General features: G+C 59.3%; 22 protein-coding genes. 1 reads left to right on the forward strand and 21 read right to left on the reverse strand.

From position 1 onward, the window contains the following. Window positions 1–196 precede the first annotated feature (196 nt). The gene (leuA, locus tag CKW38_RS07845; RefSeq protein WP_095112380.1) at window positions 197–1,876 is read left to right on the forward strand and encodes a 2-isopropylmalate synthase; all 1,680 of its coding nucleotides are present in this window, start codon (window positions 197–199) and stop codon (window positions 1,874–1,876) included. 144 nt (window positions 1,877–2,020) lie between these two features. On the opposite strand, the gene CKW38_RS07850 is transcribed toward leuA, so the two are convergent. The 21 genes from CKW38_RS07850 to trmJ all read right to left on the reverse strand — a co-directional run bounded on the left by CKW38_RS07850 (window position 2,021) and on the right by trmJ (window position 20,960). Next, window positions 2,021–2,812 (reverse strand): amidohydrolase, encoded by a 792-nt coding sequence (locus tag CKW38_RS07850; RefSeq protein WP_095112381.1) that lies wholly within the window; start codon window positions 2,810–2,812, stop codon window positions 2,021–2,023. Further along, the gene (locus CKW38_RS07855; RefSeq protein WP_095112382.1) at window positions 2,800–3,948 is read right to left on the reverse strand and encodes a pyridoxal phosphate-dependent aminotransferase; all 1,149 of its coding nucleotides are present in this window, start codon (window positions 3,946–3,948) and stop codon (window positions 2,800–2,802) included. Before CKW38_RS07855 ends, CKW38_RS07850 begins: the two co-directional genes overlap by 13 nt. 235 nt (window positions 3,949–4,183) lie before the next feature. Continuing rightward, window positions 4,184–5,653 carry a ribosome biogenesis GTPase Der gene (der, locus tag CKW38_RS07860; protein ID WP_007950048.1) on the reverse strand — a complete coding sequence of 490 codons (1,470 nt, stop codon included), beginning with the start codon at window positions 5,651–5,653 and terminating at the stop codon, window positions 4,184–4,186. Between the two features lie 136 nt (window positions 5,654–5,789). Beyond that, a complete protein-coding gene (bamB, locus tag CKW38_RS07865) occupies window positions 5,790–6,941 on the reverse strand; it encodes an outer membrane protein assembly factor BamB (RefSeq protein WP_038362973.1) in 1,152 nt (383 codons plus the stop codon). Beyond that, window positions 6,934–7,575 carry a tetratricopeptide repeat protein gene (locus tag CKW38_RS07870; RefSeq protein ID WP_095112383.1) on the reverse strand — a complete coding sequence of 214 codons (642 nt, stop codon included), beginning with the start codon at window positions 7,573–7,575 and terminating at the stop codon, window positions 6,934–6,936. Before CKW38_RS07870 ends, bamB begins: the two co-directional genes overlap by 8 nt. 41 nt (window positions 7,576–7,616) lie before the next feature. Further along, window positions 7,617–8,906 carry a histidine--tRNA ligase gene (gene hisS / locus CKW38_RS07875; protein ID WP_007916867.1) on the reverse strand — a complete coding sequence of 430 codons (1,290 nt, stop codon included), beginning with the start codon at window positions 8,904–8,906 and terminating at the stop codon, window positions 7,617–7,619. Window positions 8,907–8,943: 37 nt separating this feature from the next. Further along, entirely contained in the window at window positions 8,944–10,053 is a 1,110-nt protein-coding gene (gene ispG / locus CKW38_RS07880; protein WP_003227888.1) for a flavodoxin-dependent (E)-4-hydroxy-3-methylbut-2-enyl-diphosphate synthase, read from the reverse strand. A 3-nt stretch (window positions 10,054–10,056) separates the two neighbouring features. Then, on the reverse strand, window positions 10,057–11,100 hold the full coding sequence (locus CKW38_RS07885; protein ID WP_007916871.1) for a RodZ family helix-turn-helix domain-containing protein: 1,044 nt from the start codon (window positions 11,098–11,100) through the stop codon (window positions 10,057–10,059). Further along, window positions 11,100–11,858 carry a type IV pilus biogenesis/stability protein PilW gene (pilW, locus tag CKW38_RS07890; RefSeq protein WP_007916880.1) on the reverse strand — a complete coding sequence of 253 codons (759 nt, stop codon included), beginning with the start codon at window positions 11,856–11,858 and terminating at the stop codon, window positions 11,100–11,102. The genes CKW38_RS07885 and pilW overlap by 1 nt, the downstream gene beginning before the upstream one ends. A gap of 12 nt (window positions 11,859–11,870) precedes the next feature. Further along, on the reverse strand, window positions 11,871–13,019 hold the full coding sequence (rlmN, locus tag CKW38_RS07895; RefSeq protein ID WP_007916881.1) for a 23S rRNA (adenine(2503)-C(2))-methyltransferase RlmN: 1,149 nt from the start codon (window positions 13,017–13,019) through the stop codon (window positions 11,871–11,873). Between the two features lie 28 nt (window positions 13,020–13,047). Continuing rightward, window positions 13,048–13,473, reverse strand: coding sequence for a nucleoside-diphosphate kinase (ndk, locus tag CKW38_RS07900; protein ID WP_007916882.1), 426 nt, complete (start codon window positions 13,471–13,473; stop codon window positions 13,048–13,050). A gap of 87 nt (window positions 13,474–13,560) precedes the next feature. After that, window positions 13,561–13,761 carry a Fe-S cluster assembly protein IscX gene (iscX, locus tag CKW38_RS07905; protein ID WP_047599296.1) on the reverse strand — a complete coding sequence of 67 codons (201 nt, stop codon included), beginning with the start codon at window positions 13,759–13,761 and terminating at the stop codon, window positions 13,561–13,563. 14 nt (window positions 13,762–13,775) lie between these two features. After that, window positions 13,776–14,117, reverse strand: a complete 342-nt coding sequence (gene fdx, locus CKW38_RS07910) for an ISC system 2Fe-2S type ferredoxin (RefSeq protein ID WP_007916885.1) — start codon at window positions 14,115–14,117, stop codon at window positions 13,776–13,778. Further along, window positions 14,117–15,982 carry a Fe-S protein assembly chaperone HscA gene (gene hscA, locus CKW38_RS07915; protein ID WP_007916887.1) on the reverse strand — a complete coding sequence of 622 codons (1,866 nt, stop codon included), beginning with the start codon at window positions 15,980–15,982 and terminating at the stop codon, window positions 14,117–14,119. The genes fdx and hscA overlap by 1 nt, the downstream gene beginning before the upstream one ends. A 51-nt stretch (window positions 15,983–16,033) precedes the next feature. Further along, window positions 16,034–16,555, reverse strand: a complete 522-nt coding sequence (gene hscB / locus CKW38_RS07920) for a co-chaperone HscB (protein ID WP_007916889.1) — start codon at window positions 16,553–16,555, stop codon at window positions 16,034–16,036. A gap of 8 nt (window positions 16,556–16,563) precedes the next feature. Further along, window positions 16,564–16,887, reverse strand: a complete 324-nt coding sequence (iscA, locus tag CKW38_RS07925; protein WP_003227904.1) for an iron-sulfur cluster assembly protein IscA — start codon at window positions 16,885–16,887, stop codon at window positions 16,564–16,566. 34 nt (window positions 16,888–16,921) lie between these two features. Further along, the gene (gene iscU / locus CKW38_RS07930; RefSeq protein WP_007916892.1) at window positions 16,922–17,308 is read right to left on the reverse strand and encodes a Fe-S cluster assembly scaffold IscU; all 387 of its coding nucleotides are present in this window, start codon (window positions 17,306–17,308) and stop codon (window positions 16,922–16,924) included. Window positions 17,309–17,409: 101 nt separating this feature from the next. After that, window positions 17,410–18,624, reverse strand: a complete 1,215-nt coding sequence (locus CKW38_RS07935) for an IscS subfamily cysteine desulfurase (protein ID WP_007916899.1) — start codon at window positions 18,622–18,624, stop codon at window positions 17,410–17,412. A gap of 47 nt (window positions 18,625–18,671) precedes the next feature. Next, complete coding sequence (gene iscR / locus CKW38_RS07940) at window positions 18,672–19,163, reverse strand: Fe-S cluster assembly transcriptional regulator IscR (protein WP_003227911.1); 492 nt, start codon at window positions 19,161–19,163, stop codon at window positions 18,672–18,674. A gap of 246 nt (window positions 19,164–19,409) precedes the next feature. Further along, window positions 19,410–20,186, reverse strand: a complete 777-nt coding sequence (gene cysE / locus CKW38_RS07945; RefSeq protein ID WP_007916901.1) for a serine O-acetyltransferase — start codon at window positions 20,184–20,186, stop codon at window positions 19,410–19,412. 3 nt (window positions 20,187–20,189) lie between these two features. Further along, entirely contained in the window at window positions 20,190–20,960 is a 771-nt protein-coding gene (gene trmJ / locus CKW38_RS07950) for a tRNA (cytosine(32)/uridine(32)-2'-O)-methyltransferase TrmJ (RefSeq protein WP_007916903.1), read from the reverse strand. Window positions 20,961–21,034 lie beyond the last annotated feature (74 nt).

Here is a 21,034-nt window from a genome sequence, read left to right on the forward strand (position 1 = left end):
CCTCTCCCCTCGCGGTTAGGGTTGAAGGCATGAAAACCTCTCACACCCTCATTCAGCTTCGCCAGCACCGCAGCCTGTGCCTTGTCAGCGCACGACTGCCAGGCTGAATCGCTGCGCCTCGTCCCACGCTTTTCCCAGAACATTCGTAACACCGGCAGGCCGCCTCTTTTCGGCCCAGACAATAAGGAATTTCCCGATGAGCATGCTCAAAGATCCGTCTTCGAAATACCGCGCGTTTCCTGTCATCAATCTGCCGGATCGCACCTGGCCGTCGAAAACCATCGACACCGCGCCGATCTGGTGCAGCTCCGACCTGCGCGACGGCAACCAGTCGCTGATCGAGCCGATGGACGCGGTGAAGAAGCTGCGCTTCTGGAAAACCCTCGTGCAAGTCGGCGTGAAGGAAATCGAAGCGTCGTTCCCGGCCGCTTCGCAAACCGACTTCGACTTCGTGCGTACCCTGATCGAAGAAGGCCACATCCCGGACGACACCACCATTCAGGTGCTGACCCAAGGCCGTGAAGACTTGATCGAGCGCACTTTCGAATCGCTGCGCGGCGCGAAGAAAGCCATCGTTCACCTGTACAACGCCACTTCGCCTTCTTTCCGTCGCATCGTCTTCAACCAGGACAAGGACGGCATCAAGGCCATCGCCGTGAACGCGGCCAAGCTGTTCGTCAAATACGCGGCGATGCAGCCGGACACCGAATGGACTTTCGAATACTCGCCGGAAACTTTCAGCGCCACCGAGCTGGAATTCGCCAAGGAAGTCTGTGACGCGGTGATCGAGGTGTGGAACCCGACGCCTGAGCACAAGATGATCCTCAACCTGCCCGCCACCGTTGAGTGCGCAACGCCGAATGTCTACGCCGACCAGATCGAGTGGTTCGGCCGCAACATCAACCGTCGTGACAGCGTGATCATCAGCCTGCACACCCACAACGACCGTGGCACTGGCGTTGCGGCTACCGAACTGGGCCTGATGGCCGGCGCCGATCGCGTCGAAGGCTGCCTGTTCGGCAACGGCGAGCGTACCGGTAACGTCGACCTCGTCACCGTCGCACTGAACATGTACACCCAGGGTCTCGACCCGCAGCTGGACTTCTCCGACATCGACGGCGTGCGCAAAGTGGTCGAGGAGTGCAACCAGATTCAGGTTCACCCGCGTCACCCGTACGTAGGCGACCTGGTGCACACCGCATTCTCCGGCTCGCACCAGGATGCGATTCGCAAAGGCTTCACCCAGCAGAAACCAGACGCGCTTTGGGAAGTCCCGTACTTGCCGATCGACCCGGCCGACATTGGTCGCAGCTACGAGGCGGTGATTCGCGTCAACAGCCAGTCGGGCAAGGGCGGCATCGCTTACTTGCTGGAGCAGGAATACGGCATCAGCCTGCCACGTCGCATGCAGATCGAATTCAGCCAGGTCGTGCAGCGTGAAACCGACCGTCTCGGTCTGGAGATGACCGCCAAGCAGATCCACTCGCTGTTGATCAGCGAATACCTGCAAGCCAACACCCCGTACGCGCTGGTTAGCCATCGCCTGCAGGAAGAAAACGGCAACAGCGCCGTCGAAGTGGAAGTGGCCAGCAAAGGTCAGGGCGAAACCAACCTGCACTGGCGCGGCAAAGGTAACGGTGCGCTGGAAGCACTGGTCGCCGGCCTGCCGATTCCGGTGGAGATCATGGACTACAACGAGCACGCCATCGGCGCGGGCACCAACGCCAAGGCAGCGGCGTACATCGAACTGCGTGTGAACGGCGAACGTGCAGTGCACGGCGTGGGTATCGATGAAAACATCACCACCGCGAGCTTCAAGGCGCTGTTCAGCGCGTTGAACCGCTCGCTGAGCCAGCCTGAGGCGAAAGCAGCGTAATCGACCGCTGAAATGCAAAAGGCCCCGGAGTGCGAACTCCGGGGCCTTTTTGTTGAAGAGCAAAAGATCGCAGCCTTCGGCAGCTCCTACATTGTGATGTCGTACGCCATGTAGGAGCTGCCGAAGGCTGCGATCTTTTGCTTTTCAGGTGAACTCGAAGGTGTCGGCATCCAGATTCGCCGGGAAACGCTCGCGATACGCCGCGAGCGGAGCCGCTTCCAGCACAGCCTTGAACACACCATCCGCCTCCCCCGCCGCCAGCAAGGTTTCCCCCTGGAAATCCAGCACCTGACTGTCTCCGGTATACGCGAAGCCCTTGCCGTCGGTGCCAACGCGGTTCACCGCCGCCACATAGCAAAGGTTCTCGATCGCCCGAGCAGGCAACAGTCGGTTCCAGTGCAACCGTCGCGCCCCCGGCCAGTTGGCGGTGTACAGCAATAGATCGGTGTCCTGCGCATCGCGGCTCCACACCGGAAAGCGCAGGTCGTAACAAATCAGCGGACGGATACGCCAGCCCTTGAGTTCGAACTGCACCTGACGTTCGCCAGGGGTGTAATGGTTGTGCTCGCCGGCCATGCGGAACAGGTGACGTTTGTCGTAATGCAGCACTTCACCGTCCGGCCGCGCCCACAGCAGGCGATTGCGATGGCTGCCGTCGCTGGCCTGAATGATCACGCTGCCGGTAATGACTGCATTAAGCTTCGCCGCCTGAACCCGCAGCCATTTGCTGGTCGGGCCGTTCTCAGCTTCCGCGAGGGTTTCGGATTCCATGGAGAATCCGGTGGTGAACATTTCCGGCAGGATGATCAGATCCGCCCCGCGCGCCTGCTCCAGCAACAGCTCGAAATGCTCGAGGTTGGCCTGGCGGTCATGCCAGGCAAGGCTGGTCTGGATCAGCGCCAGGTTGAGATCGGGTAACGCACTCAGATCACGCATAGTTTCGCCGCCGCTTCTCGCAGCGTCTCCTCGCGTTTGGCGAAGCACAGACGCACCAGGCGCTGGCCTTCGGGTGGATTCTGATAGAAGACCGACACCGGAATACTCGCCACGCCGTGCTCGCGGGTCATCCACATCGCCATCTCGACGTCGTTCAGGTCGGGGCGAATCTGCGAATAATCGACCAGTTGAAAATAGGTGCCGGTGACTCGGGTAAAACTGAAGCGCGACGGCGCCAGCAGATCGCAGAACAGATCGCGCTTGGCCTGATAGAAACCCGGCAATTCTTCGACGTGCTCCGGGTGTTCAGCCATGTAATCGGCTAGCGCGTATTGCAACGGCGTAACGCCGCAGAAACTGACGTACTGGTGCACCTTGCGCAGCTCGGCCGTCAGCGCTGGCGGCGCGACGACGTAACCGGTTTTCCAGCCAGTGACGTGGTAGGTCTTGCCGAACGAACTGACCACGAAGGCGCGTTGATACAACTCTTCATGGGCGAGCACGCTAACGTGCGGTACGCCGTCAAATACCAGGTGTTCGTAGACTTCGTCGCTGATCAGATAAATGTCGCGACCACGGATCAATGCCGCCAGTTGATCCAGCTCGGCACGGCTGATCAATGCGCCGCTCGGGTTGTGCGGGGTGTTGATGACGATCATTTTCGTGCGCGGGCTCAGGGCCGCTGCAAGTTTGTCGAAATCGATGGAGAAGTCGTCCGGGTTCAGCTGCACATGCACGCAACGACCGCCCGCCAACTCTGTGGCCGGCTCGTAGCTGTCGTAGCACGGATCGAACACGATGACTTCGTCGCCGCTGTGGATAACCGCCTGAATCGCACAGAAGATCGCCTGGGTCGCGCCCGGCGTCACCGTCACTTCACTGTCAGCATTGACCTGCACGCCATAGCTGCGAGCGATTTTCGCTGCAATCTGTTCGCGCAGTGCCGGCAGGCCAGTCATCGGCGAATACTGATTGTGGCCACTGGCAATGTGTCTACCGACCGCATCACGCAACGCCTGCGGGCCGTCAAAATCAGGAAAACCCTGGGACAGGTTGATCGCGCCGGTCTGCGCGGCGAGCTGAGACATCTGCGTGAAAATAGTGATGCCGACATTCGGCAGCTTGCTGGTGATCATCGGGGGTTCCCTGCTCAACACCCGGCTCTGACGACGGCGCGGGAGAGCCCGAGGATAGCCCATCCGGCGCCCATAAAAAAAGGGCGCCGGATGGCACCCTTCTCTCACGTTGATCGTTCCCACGCTCTGCGTGGGAATGCAGCCTTGGACGCTCTGCGTCCGCCGCTTATGTGACGCAGAGCGTCACGGAATACATTCCCACGCGGAGCATGGGAACGATCAACAGCCAGCGACCTTATTTCTTGTCGCGGCGCTTCTTGTCAGCTTTCTTGTGGTGCGACATCAAACGACGCTTCTTGTTGACCTGGCGGTCGGTCAGCGTGGTCTTGTTGCCTTCGTACGGGTTCTCGCCGCCCTTGAACTCGATGCGGATCGGCGTACCGACCAGCTTCAGCACACGACGGTAGGTGTTCTCGAGATAACGCACATACGACTTCGGCACTTTCTCGATCTGGTTACCGTGGATCACGATGATCGGCGGGTTCGCACCACCCAAGTGAGCGTAACGCAGCTTGATCCGGCGGTTGTTGACCATCGGCGGCGCGTGCTCGCCAACGGCGTCTTCGAGAATCTGGGTCAGACGGTTGGTCGGCCAGCGGGTGACCGCCGACTTGAACGAGTTCTGCACCGAAGCGTAGAGGTTGCCCACGCCAGTGCCGTGCAGGGCCGAGATGAAGTGGATGTCTGCGTAATCAACGAAGAACAGACGACGCTGCAGCTCGACCTTCACATAGTCGCGCTCGCTCGGCGTCATGCCGTCCCACTTGTTGATCGCGATCACCAGCGCACGACCCGATTCGATGGCAAAACCGAGCAGGTTGAGGTCGTGATCGACCACACCTTCGCGGGCGTCCATCACGAAGATCACTACGTTGGCGTCTTTGATCGCTTGGAGGGTTTTGACCACGGAGAATTTTTCGACTTCTTCGTGGATCTTGCCGCGCTTGCGCACACCAGCGGTGTCGATCAGCGTGTACTTCTCTTCATTGCGCTCGAACGGAATGTAGATACTGTCACGCGTGGTGCCGGGCTGGTCATAAACGATAACCCGGTCTTCACCGAGCATGCGGTTGACCAAGGTCGACTTGCCGACGTTCGGACGACCGATGATGGCGATCTTGATCCCGTCTTTTTCGCTTGGGCCAGGAATGCGCTTGGCTTCCTCGCCTTCGGCAACGATCTCTTCTTCGCCTTCTTCCGGCTCTTCTTCGTCTCTCGGGAAATCACCCAGGGCGATTTCCAGCATCTGGGTGATGCCACGGCCGTGAGCACCGGCGATCGGGATCGCGTGGCCCATACCCAGCGGAGCGAATTCAGCGCGGGCCATTTCCGGGTCGATGTTGTCGACCTTGTTGGCAACCACGTAGGAACGCTTGTTACGTTTGCGCAGGTGTTCGGCGATCATCTGGTCGGCGGCGGTGAAGCCGGCCTTGGCATCTACCAGGAACAGCACAACGTCTGCTTCTTCAATGGCCAGCAGCGACTGCTCGGCCATTTTTTCGTCCATACCGTGCTCGTCACCGGAGATACCGCCGGTGTCGACCAGAATGTAGGAACGCCCTTGCCACTTGGCCTCACCGTACTGGCGATCACGGGTCAGACCGGACAAGTCGCCGACGATGGCGTCACGAGTCCTGGTCAGGCGGTTGAACAAGGTGGACTTGCCGACGTTCGGTCGGCCCACCAGGGCGATTACGGGAACCATGCGGCTCTCCACTTCGTTATTTCAGAAAATACAAAAGCCGCTGCGAGGCAGCGGCTGGTGCTCGGGGCAACGCCTGTTAGCGCTGCAAGCCCCATGAATCCGGGGCCGCCTGGGGGTTTAACCCCAAGCATAGTTGTTACTTGATGGTCAGGGCTTCCAGTTTGCCGCTGTTGCCATATACATAAATCGTGTCACCCACCACCAGCGGACGGGCACGCAGGCCGTCGCTGTCGATGCGCTCGCGGCCGACGAAACGACCGTCAACCTGACTCAGCAGGTGCAGATAACCTTCCAGGTCACCCACTGCAACATAGCTGGAGAACACTTCCGGAGCCGACAGTTGACGGCGGGCCAGCGAATCGTTGCTCCACAATGCTGTGGTCGAACGTTCGTCGACGCCTTCAACGGTGCCCGAGGACAGGCTTACGTAAACGCTGCCGAAACCCTGAGCGATACCGGCGTAGCTCGACGCATCGCGCTGCCAGAGTTGACGACCGCTTTCCAGGTCCAGTGCCGCCACGCGACCCTGGTAGCTGGCAACGTACAGCGTACCGCCGGACAGCAGCAGACCGCCGTCGATGTCGACTACGCGCTCCAGCTCCGAACGACCTTGTGGAATCGCAATGCGTTGTTCCCAGACCGGCACGCCGTTGGAAATGTCCAGAGCGACCACTTTACCGGTCGACAGGCCAGCCACCGCGAGGCGGTTGGTGACCAGCGGAGCACTGGTGCCACGCAGGGTCAGTACGGCCGGCGTGCTGTCATACACCCAGCGCTGAGTACCGGTCGATGCATCCAGACCGATCAGACGATCGTCCTGAGTCTGCACGACCACGACGTCGCCATTGTTGGCCGGCGGCGCGAGAACCTCGCTGTTGACGCGAGCACGCCACTTCTCTTCACCGTTGCTGGTGTCCAGAGCAACGACTTCGCCGCGCAGCGTACCGATCAGAACCAGACCGTAGCCGACACCGACAGCGCCGGAGACAGGCAGCTCAAGATCCTGCTTCCATTTCACATCGCCATTGCCGCGATCCATGGCCATCACCACGCCAGTTACATCGGCGGCGTAGATGGTGTCACCGTCGATCGCCGGCACCAGCATGTTGTAGGTTTCGCCCTGACCGTCACCGATCGAACGACTCCACTGCTTGTGCAGGACCACTTCTTCTTTGAAGTCGGTCAGTTCAGCCGGTGGCAATTCTTTTTTGCTGTTGCTGCTGCAACCCGCGGCCAGAAGGGCCAGAGCCAGCAATGCTGCATGCTTCCAACGGATCACGTCACGCATCCCCTTTGGCCAGGTCGTCGAGCTTGATTTGAAGGCCACCGACCGCCGCTTCATCCGACAGTGCCGCCTTGGCTTTTTGATACGCCTTGTTCGCGTCATCGGTACGGCCCAGCTGTACCAGCAGGTCGCCCTTGAGTTCTTCGCGAGTGGCCAGGAACGCTTGGTCGGCATCGCCGTCGAGCAGTTTCAGGGCATCGTCAGCCTTGTTTTGCGCGCCGAGTACCTGCGCCAGACGCTGACGGGCGATTTCGCCCAGCGCCGGGTTGGCCGGTTTGTCGACGATGGCTTTCAGTTCGGTCGCGGCGTCATCCAGCTTGCCGCTGTCGACCGCCACTTTGGCGACGAACAGGCTGCCGTACTGCGCGTAGGCAGAACCGCCGAATTCGCTGTTGAGCTTACCGGCCAGGTCCGCAACGCGGGCGGCATCAGGCTTGCCGTCAGGCGTCAGCGTGGTTTCCAGCAGTTGCTGATAGAGCACCGAGGCGCCTTGCGACTGGTTGCTCTGATACTTGTGATAAGCCTGCCAGCCGAACACGATGACCAGCGCCAACAGGCCGCCGGTGACCAGAGGTTTGCCGTTGCGTGTCCACCAGTCCTTCAAATCCGCCAACTGTTCGTCTTCGGTACTCGACACCCCAATACTCCTTAATCGCTAAATCGGCTGTTTGGACAGCTTCAACCCTGCACGACGCAGGTGGCCAGGTGAGCGGCGAGCGCATCCCAGGCAATGCTTTGTTGTTCGCCCTGGCCACGCAGGGGTTTGAAACCTACCACTTGCTGGGCCATTTCGTCGTCACCGAGGATCAGTGCGTACAGCGCACCGCTCTTGTCGGCCTTCTTGAATTGGCTTTTGAAGCTGCCAGCGCCGGCATTGACTTGCAGACGCAGGTTTGGAAGTTGATCGCGAACACGTTCAGCCAGAGCCAGACCAGCCAGCTCGGCTTCTTCACCGAAGGCACACAGATAGACATCAACCTGACGGGAGATTTCTTCCGGGATCTGCTCCAGGGTTTCCAGCATCAGCACCAGACGCTCGATGCCCATGGCGAAACCAACGCCGGTGGTCGGCTTGCCGCCCATCTGCTCGACCAGCCCGTCGTAACGGCCGCCAGCGCAGACAGTGCCCTGGGCGCCGAGCTTGTCGGTGACCCATTCGAAAACGGTTTTGCTGTAGTAGTCGAGGCCACGCACCAGCTTCGGGTTGAGCACATATGGAATGCCGACAGCATCCAGACGCGCTTTCAAACCTTCGAAGTGCGTACGGGATTCGTCATCGAGGTAGTCGGCCATCTTCGGCGCATCGACCAGCACCGCTTGAGTGTCGGCATTTTTCGTGTCGAGCACGCGCAGCGGGTTGGTTTTCAGGCGGCGCTGGCTGTCTTCATCGAGCTTGTCATGATGCGCCGAGAGGTACTCGACCAGCGCTTCACGATAGCGACCACGGGACTCGCTGGTGCCCAGACTGTTGAGTTCGAGTTTGACCGCATCACGAATACCCAGCTCGCCCCACAGGCGCCAGGTCATGATGATCAGCTCGGCGTCGATGTCCGGACCGTCGAGGTTGAATACCTCCAGGCCGATCTGGTGGAACTGGCGATAACGACCTTTCTGCGGACGCTCGTGGCGGAACATCGGGCCGATGTACCAGAGTTTCTGCACCTGGCCGCCGCCGGTGATGCCGTGCTCAAGCACTGCACGCACGCATGCAGCGGTGCCTTCCGGACGCAAGGTCAGAGAGTCGCCGTTGCGGTCTTCGAAGGTGTACATCTCTTTTTCGACGATGTCGGTCACTTCACCGATCGAGCGCTTGAACAGCTCGGTGAACTCGACGATCGGCATGCGGATCTGCTTGTAACCGTAGTTATCCAGCAGACGCGCAACAGTGCCCTCGAAATAACGCCACAGCGGGGTCTGTTCGGGCAGGATGTCGTTCATGCCACGAATGGCTTGCAGAGACTTGCTCACTTTAAATCCTTAAATTCGTTCGGCGCTTCGGTCAGGCTCAGCCGCGCGCAATAACCGCAGCGTCAGCTTCGACCTTTTCGGCCGCTTTCTGGCGGATCAGCTTTTCCAGCTCGTCCACCAGATTGTCATTCGTCAGTTTCTGCGACGGCTTGCCGTCGATGTAAATCAGGTTTGGCGTGCCGCCGGTCAAGCCGATATGGGCTTCCTTGGCTTCGCCGGGGCCGTTGACCACACAACCGATCACCGCGACATCCAGCGGCACCAGCAGGTCTTCAAGACGCCCTTCCAGCTCGTTCATGGTTTTCACCACATCGAAGTTCTGCCGCGAGCAGCTCGGGCAGGCGATGAAGTTGATGCCACGGGAACGCAGATGCAAAGACTTGAGAATGTCGTAACCGACCTTCACTTCCTCGACCGGGTCGGCCGCCAGCGAGATGCGGATAGTATCGCCAATCCCCTCGGCGAGCAGCATACCTAGGCCCACGGCGGATTTCACTGTGCCCGAACGCAATCCACCGGCTTCGGTGATGCCCAGGTGCAGCGGTTGAACGATTTCTTTCGCCAGCAAGCGGTAGGCTTCGACGGCCATGAACACGTCGGAGGCTTTCACGCTGACCTTGAAGTCCTGGAAATTCAGGCGTTCGAGGTGTTCAACGTGACGCAAAGCAGATTCGACCAGCGCAGCCGGGGTCGGCTCGCCGTATTTCTTTTGCAGGTCTTTTTCCAGGGAACCGGCGTTGACGCCGATGCGGATCGGAATGCCGCGATCACGCGCTGCATCGACGACCGCGCGAACACGGTCTTCACGACCGATGTTGCCCGGGTTGATGCGCAGGCAGTCCACGCCCAACTCGGCTACGCGCAAGGCGATCTTGTAATCGAAGTGGATGTCGGCAACCAGCGGCACTTTGACCAGTTGCTTGATCTTGCCGAACGCCTCGGCGGCGTCCATGTCCGGCACCGAGACGCGGACGATGTCGACGCCAGCAGCTTCCAGACGGTTGATTTGCGCAACAGTGGCGGCGACGTCATTGGTGTCGCTGTTGGTCATGCTCTGCACCGCGATCGGCGCGTCGCCGCCCACCGGTACGTTGCCGACCCAGATCTTGCGCGAAACGCGACGTTTGATTGGAGATTCGCCGTGCATGACTTATTGACCCAACTTCAGGCGAGCAGTCTCGCCACTGGTGAACGGAGCGATATCGACCGGCTGGCCGTTGTAGCTGACCTGTGCAGCACGGGCAACGCCCAGACGCACGGCGAGCGGCGGCTTGCCGCTGACGGTCACATTATCGCCTTTATGCTTCAGACCACTGAACAGTACTTTGCCACGGCCATCGGTGACTTGCGCCCAGCAATCGGCGCTGAACTGCAGTTGTACCTGACCATCGCCGGCCACCGGAGCGGCCGCTTCTGCGGCTGGTGCCGGTGTAGCAGCAACGACTGGAGCGGTAACGGTTGGTGCTGGGGTAGCTGGAACGGTTGGCGCAGGAGTGGCCGGATTGGCGACAACCGGGGCTGGCGTATGAACCGGAGCGGTCGGCGTTACAGCCGGTGCAACCGGTGCCGCTGGAGCAGTTGCCGGGGCAGCAGCTTCTGCGCCAGTCGATTCAGCAGTGGTTTCAGACTGAGGCAATGCCAGTGCAGTCGAGCTGTCGGACTGGTTCTCCTCGACAGCCTGATCTTCCGGCTCGTCGATCGGGTGAATCTGGGTCGTACCGTCAGCGCCCTCGACTTCAACGTGCTCAGGCGCCAGGGACGTCAGGTCCTTGGTGCGCAGCGACGTCTGATCCTGCCACCAGACGAAACCGCCGCCGATGACCGCAATCAGCAACAGCAGGCTGACAATACGCAAAATAGTGTGGGAAACCCGTACAGGCTCCTCGATACGACCAAGGGCGTGAACGTTGCTGCCCTGGGAGTCGGTGCCGGTGGACTGGTCGAATTGCTGAACCAGCACGGTCTGGTCCATGCCGAGCAATTTGGCATAGGCGCGAATGTAACCGCGAGCGAAGGTATGCCCCGGCAGCTTGTCGAAAGCGCCGGCTTCAAGATTGCTCAGGGAAGTCACGGTGAGGTTGAGCTTGAGGGCCACTTCGGCCAGCGACCAGCCATTGCTTTCGCGGGCCTGGCGCAGGGTCTCACCGGGGTTAACGCGATTCGCTGCTACAACTTCGGGATGCGCCGCTTTCATCATTGCTCCGACAGGTATTGCTGATATTCCGGCGTACCGGGATAGAGTCGTTTTAATTGCAGGCCATAACTGGCGGCCTTGTCGCGATCTTCAAACACTTTTGCCAGCCGAACGCCGAGCAATAGACTACGTGCATTTTGTTCGGTCAGCAGGCTGAATCGGTCGTAATAGTCACGCGCGGGCACATAATGCCTGTCTTCGAAGGACAACTCAGCCATTTCCAGCAATGCACGCGGTTGTTGGCGGTTCAAACGCAGCGCCTTTTCCAGTTGCTGCTGCGCCAGATCACGCTGACCGAGCTTTGCGGCCGTCATGCCGAGGTTTTCGAACACACGCGAACGCTCAGGATACAGGGTATCGGCCGCAGCCTGTTCAAAACGCTCGTAGGCTTCTTTATAACGCTGTTGTTCGTAGAGAAAACTGCCGTAGTTGTTGAGGATGCGCGCATCGGCGGGACGGGAGGACAAGGCCTTGCGGAAGTGTTCGTCGGCCAGCTCAGGTTCCATTTCGGACTGAAACACCAAACCGAGGGCCGCATTGGCATCCGGATCGGAGCCGTCGATTTCCAGCGCCTTTTTCAGCGGCACCTTGGCCCGTTCAGTCATGCCTTGCTGCAAGTATCCCAGCCCCAGCTGCACGTAGGCAGCCCGCGCTTCATCGCGGCCCTTGCTGGTCTTCATCGGGTTGTAGTCACCCGAAAGGACACAACCAGCACACAGGCTGGCCAACAGCAACAGCAGCGCAAAGCGCAGGGACATAGAGATCCTCTCTTAGTTAGTATTCGCGGCGTTCTGTGCCAGATCGCTGTCGGCGCTCAACTCACGCACGGCGATGTAACGTTCGCTGCGACGGGTGCGATCCAGCACCTGCCCTACCAATTGACCACATGCAGCGTCGATGTCTTCACCACGGGTGGTGCGCACAGTGACGTTGAAACCGGCCTGATGCAACTGATCCTGGAAACGACGGATCGCGTTGTTGCTCGGCCGCTCGTACCCGGAATGCGGGAACGGGTTGAACGGAATCAGGTTGATCTTGCACGGGATATCTTTCAGCAGCGCGATCATTTCCACCGCGTGCTCGACCTTGTCGTTGATGTCCTTGAGCAAGGTGTACTCGATGGTCAGCACACGTTTCTCGCCCAGAGACGACATGTAGCGCTGGCACGACTCGAGCAGCATCTTAAGCGGATATTTCTTGTTGATCGGCACCAATTGGTTACGCAATGCGTCATTTGGTGCGTGCAGGGACAACGCCAGGGACACGTCGATGTGCTTGGCCAGCTCATCGATCATCGGCACCACACCCGACGTGGACAGGGTCACGCGGCGCTTGGAGATCCCGTAGCCGAGGTCATCCATCATCAGATGCATGGCGGCGACGACGTTGTCGAAGTTCAGCAATGGCTCACCCATGCCCATCATCACCACGTTGGTGATGGCACGGTCGACGGTTGCCGGGACACTGCCAAAAGATTTGTTGGCAATCCACACCTGGCCGATGACTTCGGCGGCGGTGAGGTTGCTATTGAAGCCTTGCTTGCCGGTGGAGCAGAAACTGCAATCCAGGGCACAGCCTGCCTGGGACGAAACGCACAGAGTGCCGCGTTTGCCCTGGGGAATGTACACGGTCTCGACGCAGCTGCCGGACGCCACGCGCACCACCCACTTACGGGTGCCGTCGCTGGAGATGTCCTCGCTGACCACTTCCGGACCACGGACCTCAGCAATAACCTTGAGCTTGTCGCGCAAGGCCTTGCTGACGTTCGTCATGGCGTCGAAATCATCGACACCAAAGTGGTGAATCCATTTCATTACCTGACCGGCACGGAAACGCTTCTCCCCGATTGAGTCGAAGAATTTTTCCATTTCCTGTTGAGTCAGACCCAGCAGGTTGGTTTTTACAGTCGATGTAGTCATGGATTCACCTTCACTCTTAAGCCAATGCTTAGCGAGTGGTTACTTCAGTAGCTGCGAAGAAGTACGAGATTTCACGAGCAGCTGCGGCTTCGGAGTCCGAACCGTGAACAGCGTTGGCGTCGATGGAATCAGCGAAATCAGCGCGGATGGTGCCGGCAGCAGCTTCTTTAGGGTTGGTAGCGCCCATCAGCTCACGGTTCAGAGCGATAGCGTTTTCGCCTTCCAGAACCTGAACAACAACAGGACCGGAGATCATGAAAGCAACCAGGTCGCCGAAGAAACCACGAGCGCTGTGCTCAGCGTAGAAGCCTTCAGCTTCAGCTTTGGACAGTTGCTTCAGTTTCGAAGCTACAACGCGCAGGCCGGCTTTTTCGAAACGAGTGGTGATTTCGCCGATGACGTTTTTTGCAACAGCGTCAGGCTTGATGATGGAGAAAGTGCGTTGAACAGCCATGGTGTAACTCCAGAAACGGTAATTTGCGAAAAATTAAACCCGCGAATTATACGCGGGTTCTTGGGTATTGCCTAACCTGCGAGACGATCAGTCCAATTCTTTGGCCCAGAGCGTCTGAACCGCTTCCAACACCTTCTCGCCGACACGGCCAGAGGTGTTGTCGAAATCCGGCAGCTCTTTGATCCATTGCTGCAGATCGACGAAATTGACAGAAAACGGATCTACACCCGGCTTGGCTTCAGCCAATTCTTCTGCAATACGTTGAACATCATTCCAACCGTAGCTCATGACAGTCTTACCAGTCAGTGCGGCGCTTCGGCCGCATGGTTAAGCGAATATTTCGGAATTTCGACGGTGATGTCTTCTTCACCAACGATAGCCTGGCAAGCCAGACGCGATTGCGCTTCCAGACCCCAGGCACGATCGAGGAAATCTTCTTCCAGCTCGTCGGCCTCTTCCATCGAGTCGAAACCCTCGCGGATGATGCAGTGGCAGGTGGTGCAAGCGCAGACACCGCCGCAAGCGCTTTCCATCTCGATGTGGTGTTCGTGGGCCAGTTCGAGAATCGATGTGCCGGGCGCAGCCTCTACAACCATGCCTTCAGGGCAGAACTTCTCGTGGGGCAGAAAAATGACCTGCGGCATCAGATATCCTCGATTTCATTCAGATTGCGCCCCGACAGAGCGGCTTTCACCGTCAGATCCATGCGGCGGGCAGCAAAAGCATCGGTCACTTGCGACAGACGCTTGGTCTGCTGCTCGATGGCATAACCATCGGTACCTTTCATCAGTTCGGCCAATTCCTGCAGCTGCAGGTCGATAACCATGCGCTCTTCGGCGTCGAGCAAACGCTCGCCATCCGCCTCCAGAGCGCCCTGCACCGCTTCGATCAGACGCTGGGCATCGACCTGCTGCTCACGCAGAACGCGGGCGACCTTGTCGTCATTGGCGTGCTGGAACGAATCCTTGAGCATTTTGGCGATTTCGCCGTCGGTCAGACCGTAGGACGGTTTGACCTGAATGCTTGCCTCAACGCCTGAACCCAGTTCACGGGCGGAAACGCTGAGCAGACCGTCGGCATCGACCTGGAAAGTCACGCGAATCTTCGCTGCACCGGCGACCATCGCCGGGATACCGCGCAATTCGAAGCGCGCCAGCGAGCGGCAGTCGCTGATCAGCTCGCGCTCACCCTGCAGGACGTGGATCGCCATGGCCGACTGGCCGTCTTTATAAGTCGTAAAATCTTGTGCGCGAGCGACGGGAATGGTGGTGTTACGTGGAATCACCTTTTCCATCAGACCGCCCATGGTTTCCAGCCCCAGGGACAGCGGAATCACGTCGAGCAACAGCAACTCGCCGCCATCGCGCTTGTTGCCAGCCAGCGTATCAGCCTGGATCGCGGCACCGATGGCCACCACTTGATCCGGGTCGATTTCGGTCAAAGGCTGACGACCGAAGGCTTCGGCAACGGCTTCGCGAACACGCGGCACGCGAGTCGAACCACCGACCATGACCACGGCGTGCACGTCTTCCAGCTCGATGCCGGAGTCGCGAACGGCGCGGCGGCAGGCTTTCAGACTGCGCGCGACCATTGGCTCGATCAGCGCATCGAAGGCTTCGCGGGTCAGCGGTGCTTTCCAGTCGCCATAGGCCACTTCAACGCTGGACGCATCGGTCAGGGCTTCTTTGGCCGCGCAAGCGGTTTGCAGCAGATTGCGTTGTGCGCCCGGATCGAGATCGGCGGACAGGCCCGCGCTCTCGATGATCCAGCCGGCAATCGCGTGATCGAAGTCATCGCCGCCCAGCGCGCTGTCGCCGCCAGTGGCCAGCACTTCAAAAACACCGCCAGTCAGACGCAGAATGGAAATATCGAAGGTGCCGCCGCCCAGATCATAAATAGCGACCAGGCCTTCAGCGTGTTGATCCAGACCGTACGCCACAGCGGCAGCGGTCGGCTCATTGAGCAGACGCAGCACGTTCAGACCGGCGAGTTTCGCCGCATCCTTGGTGGCTTGGCGCTGAGCATCGTCGAAGTAAGCAGGAACGGTGATCACCGCACCCACCAGCTCGCCACCCAAGGTTGCTTCAGCGCGCTGACGCAGGACCTTGAGGATATCGGCGGAGACTTCGACCGGGCTTTTCGGGCCTTGCACGGTGTCGATGAACGGCATGTGAGATTCGCCACCGACAAAGCGGTATGGCAGTTGCTCGCCCAATTGCTTGACGTCGGACAGACCACGACCCATCAAGCGCTTGACCGACAGCACGGTGTTCAAAGGATCGGAAGCGGCAGCCAGTTTGGCCGACTCGCCGACTTCGACGCGATCGGCGTGGTAACGCACAGCGGACGGCAGGATGACCTGCCCGTTTGCGTCAGCCAACGGCTCGGAAAGACCACTGCGCAACGCAGCGACCAGCGAATTGGTAGTGCCCAAGTCGATTCCCACAGCCAGACGACGCTGGTGCGGTTGAGGACTTTGGCCGGGTTCGGCGATCTGCAGTAGGGCCATCGTGATCAGGACTTATCTGTATATCAGGCGTGCGACCGGAGCGGCACTGGGTTAATCGTCGAGGCGCTCTTCTAACTGGCGCACTTCGTAGGTGAGCTTGTCGAGGAACTGCATGCGCCGCATCAGGCGTTCGGCCTGCTCACGTTGCGCTGCATCATCCCAACAGGCTGCGAAGCTTTCATTGAGTTCTTCCTGAGCCACTTTCAGGCGCCGCTTGAACACTGCGACGCCGTCGAGATCGGCACTGTCCTGGAGGTCTTCGAGCTCTTCGCGCCATTGCATCTGCTGCAGAAGAAACTCGGGGTCGTGGACCGTGACTTCCATCGGCACTTCATGCCCGCTGATGGTCAGCAGGTAGCGTGCGCGCTGGGCCGGACTCTTGAGCGTCTGATAGGCGTCGTTGAGCCGCGCAGACTGCTCGAGTGCCGACCGCTGCTCACGCTCGGAAGCGTCGGCAAAGCGGTCAGGATGAACGCCGCGCGCCAACTCACGATAGCGCGTGGCCAACTGCTCGAGATCCAGACGGAAACCCGGTTGCAGCTCGAATAAAGCGAAATGACAAGGAATACCCACGACAAGCCTCAGATGTTGAAGCTTTCGCCGCAGCCACATTCACCGCGTACGTTGGGGTTGTTGAACTTGAAGCCTTCGTTCAACCCTTCCTTGACGAAATCGAGCTCGGTGCCGTCCAGGTAGGCCAGGCTTTTCGGGTCGATGATCACTTTTTCGCCGTGACTCTCGAACACCTGATCCTCTGCAACCACCTCGTCGACAAACTCCAGCACGTAGGCAAGGCCGGAACAGCCTGTGGTGCGAACACCCAGACGAATCCCTTCACCTTTGCCGCGCCCGTCGAGGGAGCGCCGCACGTGTCGAGCAGCCGCTTCTGTCATGCTGATAGCCATCGGTGACTCCTTACTCGTCGCCAAATCCAGAAAGTCAGATCAAGCCTTTCTTCTGCTTGTAATCGCGAACAGCCGCTTTGATAGCGTCTTCAGCCAGTACCGAGCAGTGAATCTTCACTGGCGGCAGGGCCAGTTCTTCGGCCAGCTGAGTGTTCTTGATGGTTTCTGCTTCGTCCAGGGTCTTGCCCTTCATCCACTCGGTGGCGAGGGAGCTGGAAGCGATAGCCGAGCCGCAGCCGTAGGTCTTGAACTTGGCATCTTCGATGATGCCGGCGTCGTTGACCTTGATTTGCAGACGCATCACGTCGCCGCACGCCGGAGCGCCGACCATGCCGGTGCCGACATCAGGATCTTCCGCGTTCATCTTTCCGACGTTGCGCGGGTTTTCGTAGTGGTCGATGACCTTTTCGCTGTAAGCCATGATTCTCAATCCTCACTCATCAGGGCCGCTCTTGAGACCCTGCAACTGCACTGCGTAAACCGCCGCGTCGCTACAGGATCTGTATCTGGCGGCTTCTATATTTAGTGTGCCGCCCACTCGATTTTCGAGATATCGACGCCGTCTTTGTACATGTCCCACAGCGGCGACAGAGCGCGCAGCTTGGTAACGGCCTCGCAGACTTTCTGCGCGGCGTAGTCGATTTCTTCTTCGGTGGTGAAACGGCCGAAGGTGAAGCGGATCGAGCTGTGTGCCAGTTCGTCGTTGCGGCCCAGGGCGCGCAGTACGTACGAAGGCTCCAGCGACGCCGAGGTGCACGCCGAACCGGACGATACCGCCAGATCCTTGAGCGCCATGATCAGCGACTCGCCTTCAACGTAGTTGAAGCTCAGGTTCAGGTTGTGCGGAACGCGGGCGGTCAGGCTGCCGTTGACGTACAGCTCTTCCAGATGCTCGACCTGCTTGTAGAAACGGTCGCTCAAGGCTTTGATACGGACGTTTTCGGCCGCCATGTCTTCTTTGGCCACGCGGAACGCTTCACCCATGCCGACGATCTGGTGGGTCGCCAGGGTGCCGGAACGCATGCCACGCTCGTGACCGCCGCCGTGCATGGTCGCTTCGATGCGCACACGCGGCTTGCGGCTGACGTACAGCGCGCCGATGCCTTTAGGGCCGTAGGTTTTATGGGCGGAGAACGACATCATGTCGACTTTCAGCTTCTGCAGGTCGATCTCGACCTTGCCAGTGGACTGAGCGGCGTCGACGTGGAACAGAACGCCCTTGGCGCGGAGCATTTCGCCGATCGCTGCGATGTCGTTGACGGTGCCGATTTCGTTGTTCACGTGCATCACGGAGACCAGAATGGTGTCTTCGCGCAGTGCAGCTTCAATCATGGCCGGGGTGATCAGACCGTCTTCGGTCGGCTCGAGGTAGGTGACCTCGAAACCTTCACGCTCCAGTTGGCGCATGGTGTCGAGGACAGCCTTGTGCTCGATCTTGGAGGTGATCAGGTGCTTGCCCTTGGAACCGTAGAAATGCGCCGCACCCTTGATTGCCAGGTTGTCGGATTCGGTGGCACCGGAAGTCCAGACGATTTCGCGCGGGTCGGCGTTGACCAGATCAGCCACCTGACGACGCGCATTTTCGACCGATTCTTCAGCCTTCCAGCCGAACACGTGGGAACGGGACGCCGGGTTACCGAAGTTTCCGTCGACCAGCAGGCATTCACTCATTTTTTGCGCAACACGCGGATCAACCGGGGTGGTCGCAGAGTAATCAAGGTAAATCGGCAATTTCATGGACTATCTCCTAAATCAGGGCTGGCGTGCCGCTAGCTCTTTGGCTGTCATTCGACGGCGGACGCTTCAATCTTGTCCAGGCGTGGCGCCTTGCTGTTGCAACGGCGCTGGTCCTGACGCTGGGCTACTTCTTGCACCTCACGGCGAGTCACAAGATCAGCCAAGCTGATACCACTTAGAAATTCGTGAATCTGCAGGCTCAAATCGCACCACAGATGATGGGTCAGGCACGTGTCGCCGGAATGGCAATCGCCTTGGCCCTGGCATTTGGTGGCATCGACCGATTCGTTTACCGCATCGATCACCTGGGCGACCTGGATGCCCTGCATGTCGCGGGACAACTGGTAGCCGCCACCCGGGCCGCGAACGCTGGAAACCAGGTTGCTGCGGCGCAGCTTGGCGAACAGCTGTTCGAGGTAGGACAGAGAGATGCCTTGGCGCTCGGAGATATCGGCCAGGGACACGGGCCCGTGCTGCGCGTGCAACGCCAGGTCAAGCATGGCGGTCACGGCGTATCGGCCTTTTGTAGTCAGTCGCATGGACAGTTACCACGGAGTTCAGAATGGGGCGAGTATGCAATTCCCGAGTATTTAAGTCAACTTTAAGACCTAGTACTTTAGTCAGGATTACCCGCAAAAGAGCGCGCGAATGATAGCAGGCTCTGCGGCCTAATGGCACACCGGTTGACGGATGCCTGTGTAGGAGCTGCCGAAGGCTGCGATCTTTTGATCTTATGAAAGCCAAGATCAGAAGATCGCAGCCTTCGGCAGCTCCTACAGGGGGCGTTAGCTGGCCTTGGACTCGTCTTTGCCTTTGACGCAGGCGAAGTCTTCTTCACGCAGCTCAGGCAGATCTTTCGCACAGTAATTGCTGCCCAGATCCTTCAGCGCGCCGCACATCCCTTCCAGCCGTCCGTCCACCGCTTGCAGGTGATCGAGCAACTGACCGATGGCGCGCGCCACCGGGTCAGGCATGTCTTCGCTGACGCCGTAGGCATCGAAACCGATCTTCTCGGCCATGGCCTTGCGCTTGGCGTCCTGCTCTTCGTCGGACTTGACGATGATGCGTCCAGGAATACCGACAACAGTGGCGCCCGGCGGTACTTCCTTGGTCACCACGGCATTGGAACCAACCTTGGCACCGGCGCCGACGGTGAACGGACCAAGCACCTTGGCGCCCGCACCGACAACCACACCATCACCCAACGTCGGGTGGCGTTTGCCTTTGTTCCAGCTTGTGCCACCCAGGGTCACGCCCTGATAAATGGTCACGTCATCGCCAATCTCGGCGGTTTCACCAATAACGATGCCCATGCCGTGGTCGATAAAGAAGCGTCGACCGACCTTGGCGCCCGGATGAATCTCGATCCCGGTCAACCAGCGACCGAAGTTCGACACCAGCCGCGCCAGCCATTTCAGTTCATTGCGCCACAACATGCCGGCCAATCGATGAATCCAGATTGCATGCATGCCGGGGTAGCAGGTCAGGACTTCAAAAGCGTTACGCGCCGCCGGGTCTCGATGGAATACGCTCTGGATATCTTCACGCAAACGCTCAAACATCATTTAGTCCTTCCGCTTAAGAAGCTCGCCACGGGCCGCCTTCTGGGTTTCCGTGAGGATGCCACGCAAAATATTCATTTCCGCCCGACTCACCGAGCTGCGTCCGTACAACCGGCGCAGGCGCGCCATCAAGTGCCGTGGCTTTTCCGGATCGAGAAATTCGATGGCGACCAGCGTCTGCTCCAGATGCTCATAGAATCGCTCCAGCTCATCCATGGTCGCCAGCTCGGCACTTTTCACCGAAGCCACTTCTTCTTTCTCGATCTTGCTCGGCTGACCTTGGGCGGCCAGCCAAGCCATGCGCACTTCGTAGCTCAACACCTGCACCGCCGCGCCAAGGTTCAGCGAACTGAACTCAGGGTCAGAGGGGATGTGCACGTGAAAGTGACATCGCTGCAGCTCCTCATTGGTCAGGCCGGAATCTTCGCGACCGAACACCAGGGCGATTTCAGCGCCCTGCCCGGCTTCCTCGACCACTTTGGTGCCGCACTCGCGCGGATCCAGCAGCGGCCAAGGAATACGCCGGTCACGGGCGCTGGTGCCGAGCACCAGATTGCAGCCGACCAAGGCGTCTTCCAAAGTGGCGACGACTTGCGCATTTTCAAGGATGTCACCGGCACCGGAAGCACGAGCGTCGGCTTCGTGGTGCGGGAAGACCCGCGGTTCGACCAGCACCAGTCGCGACAGACCCATGTTTTTCATGGCGCGCGCGGCCCCGCCGATGTTGCCGGGGTGGCTGGTATTGACCAGGACGACACGAATGTTCTGCAGCAAGGGAGGCGCTCTCGGACACAGGAAAGGGGTGCAAATCTTACAGAACAGCCTACCGTTAAGCTATGAAAGCGAAC

This window comes from Pseudomonas sp. Irchel 3H7 (genome assembly GCF_900187605.1).
GTDB lineage: Bacteria > Pseudomonadota > Gammaproteobacteria > Pseudomonadales > Pseudomonadaceae > Aquipseudomonas.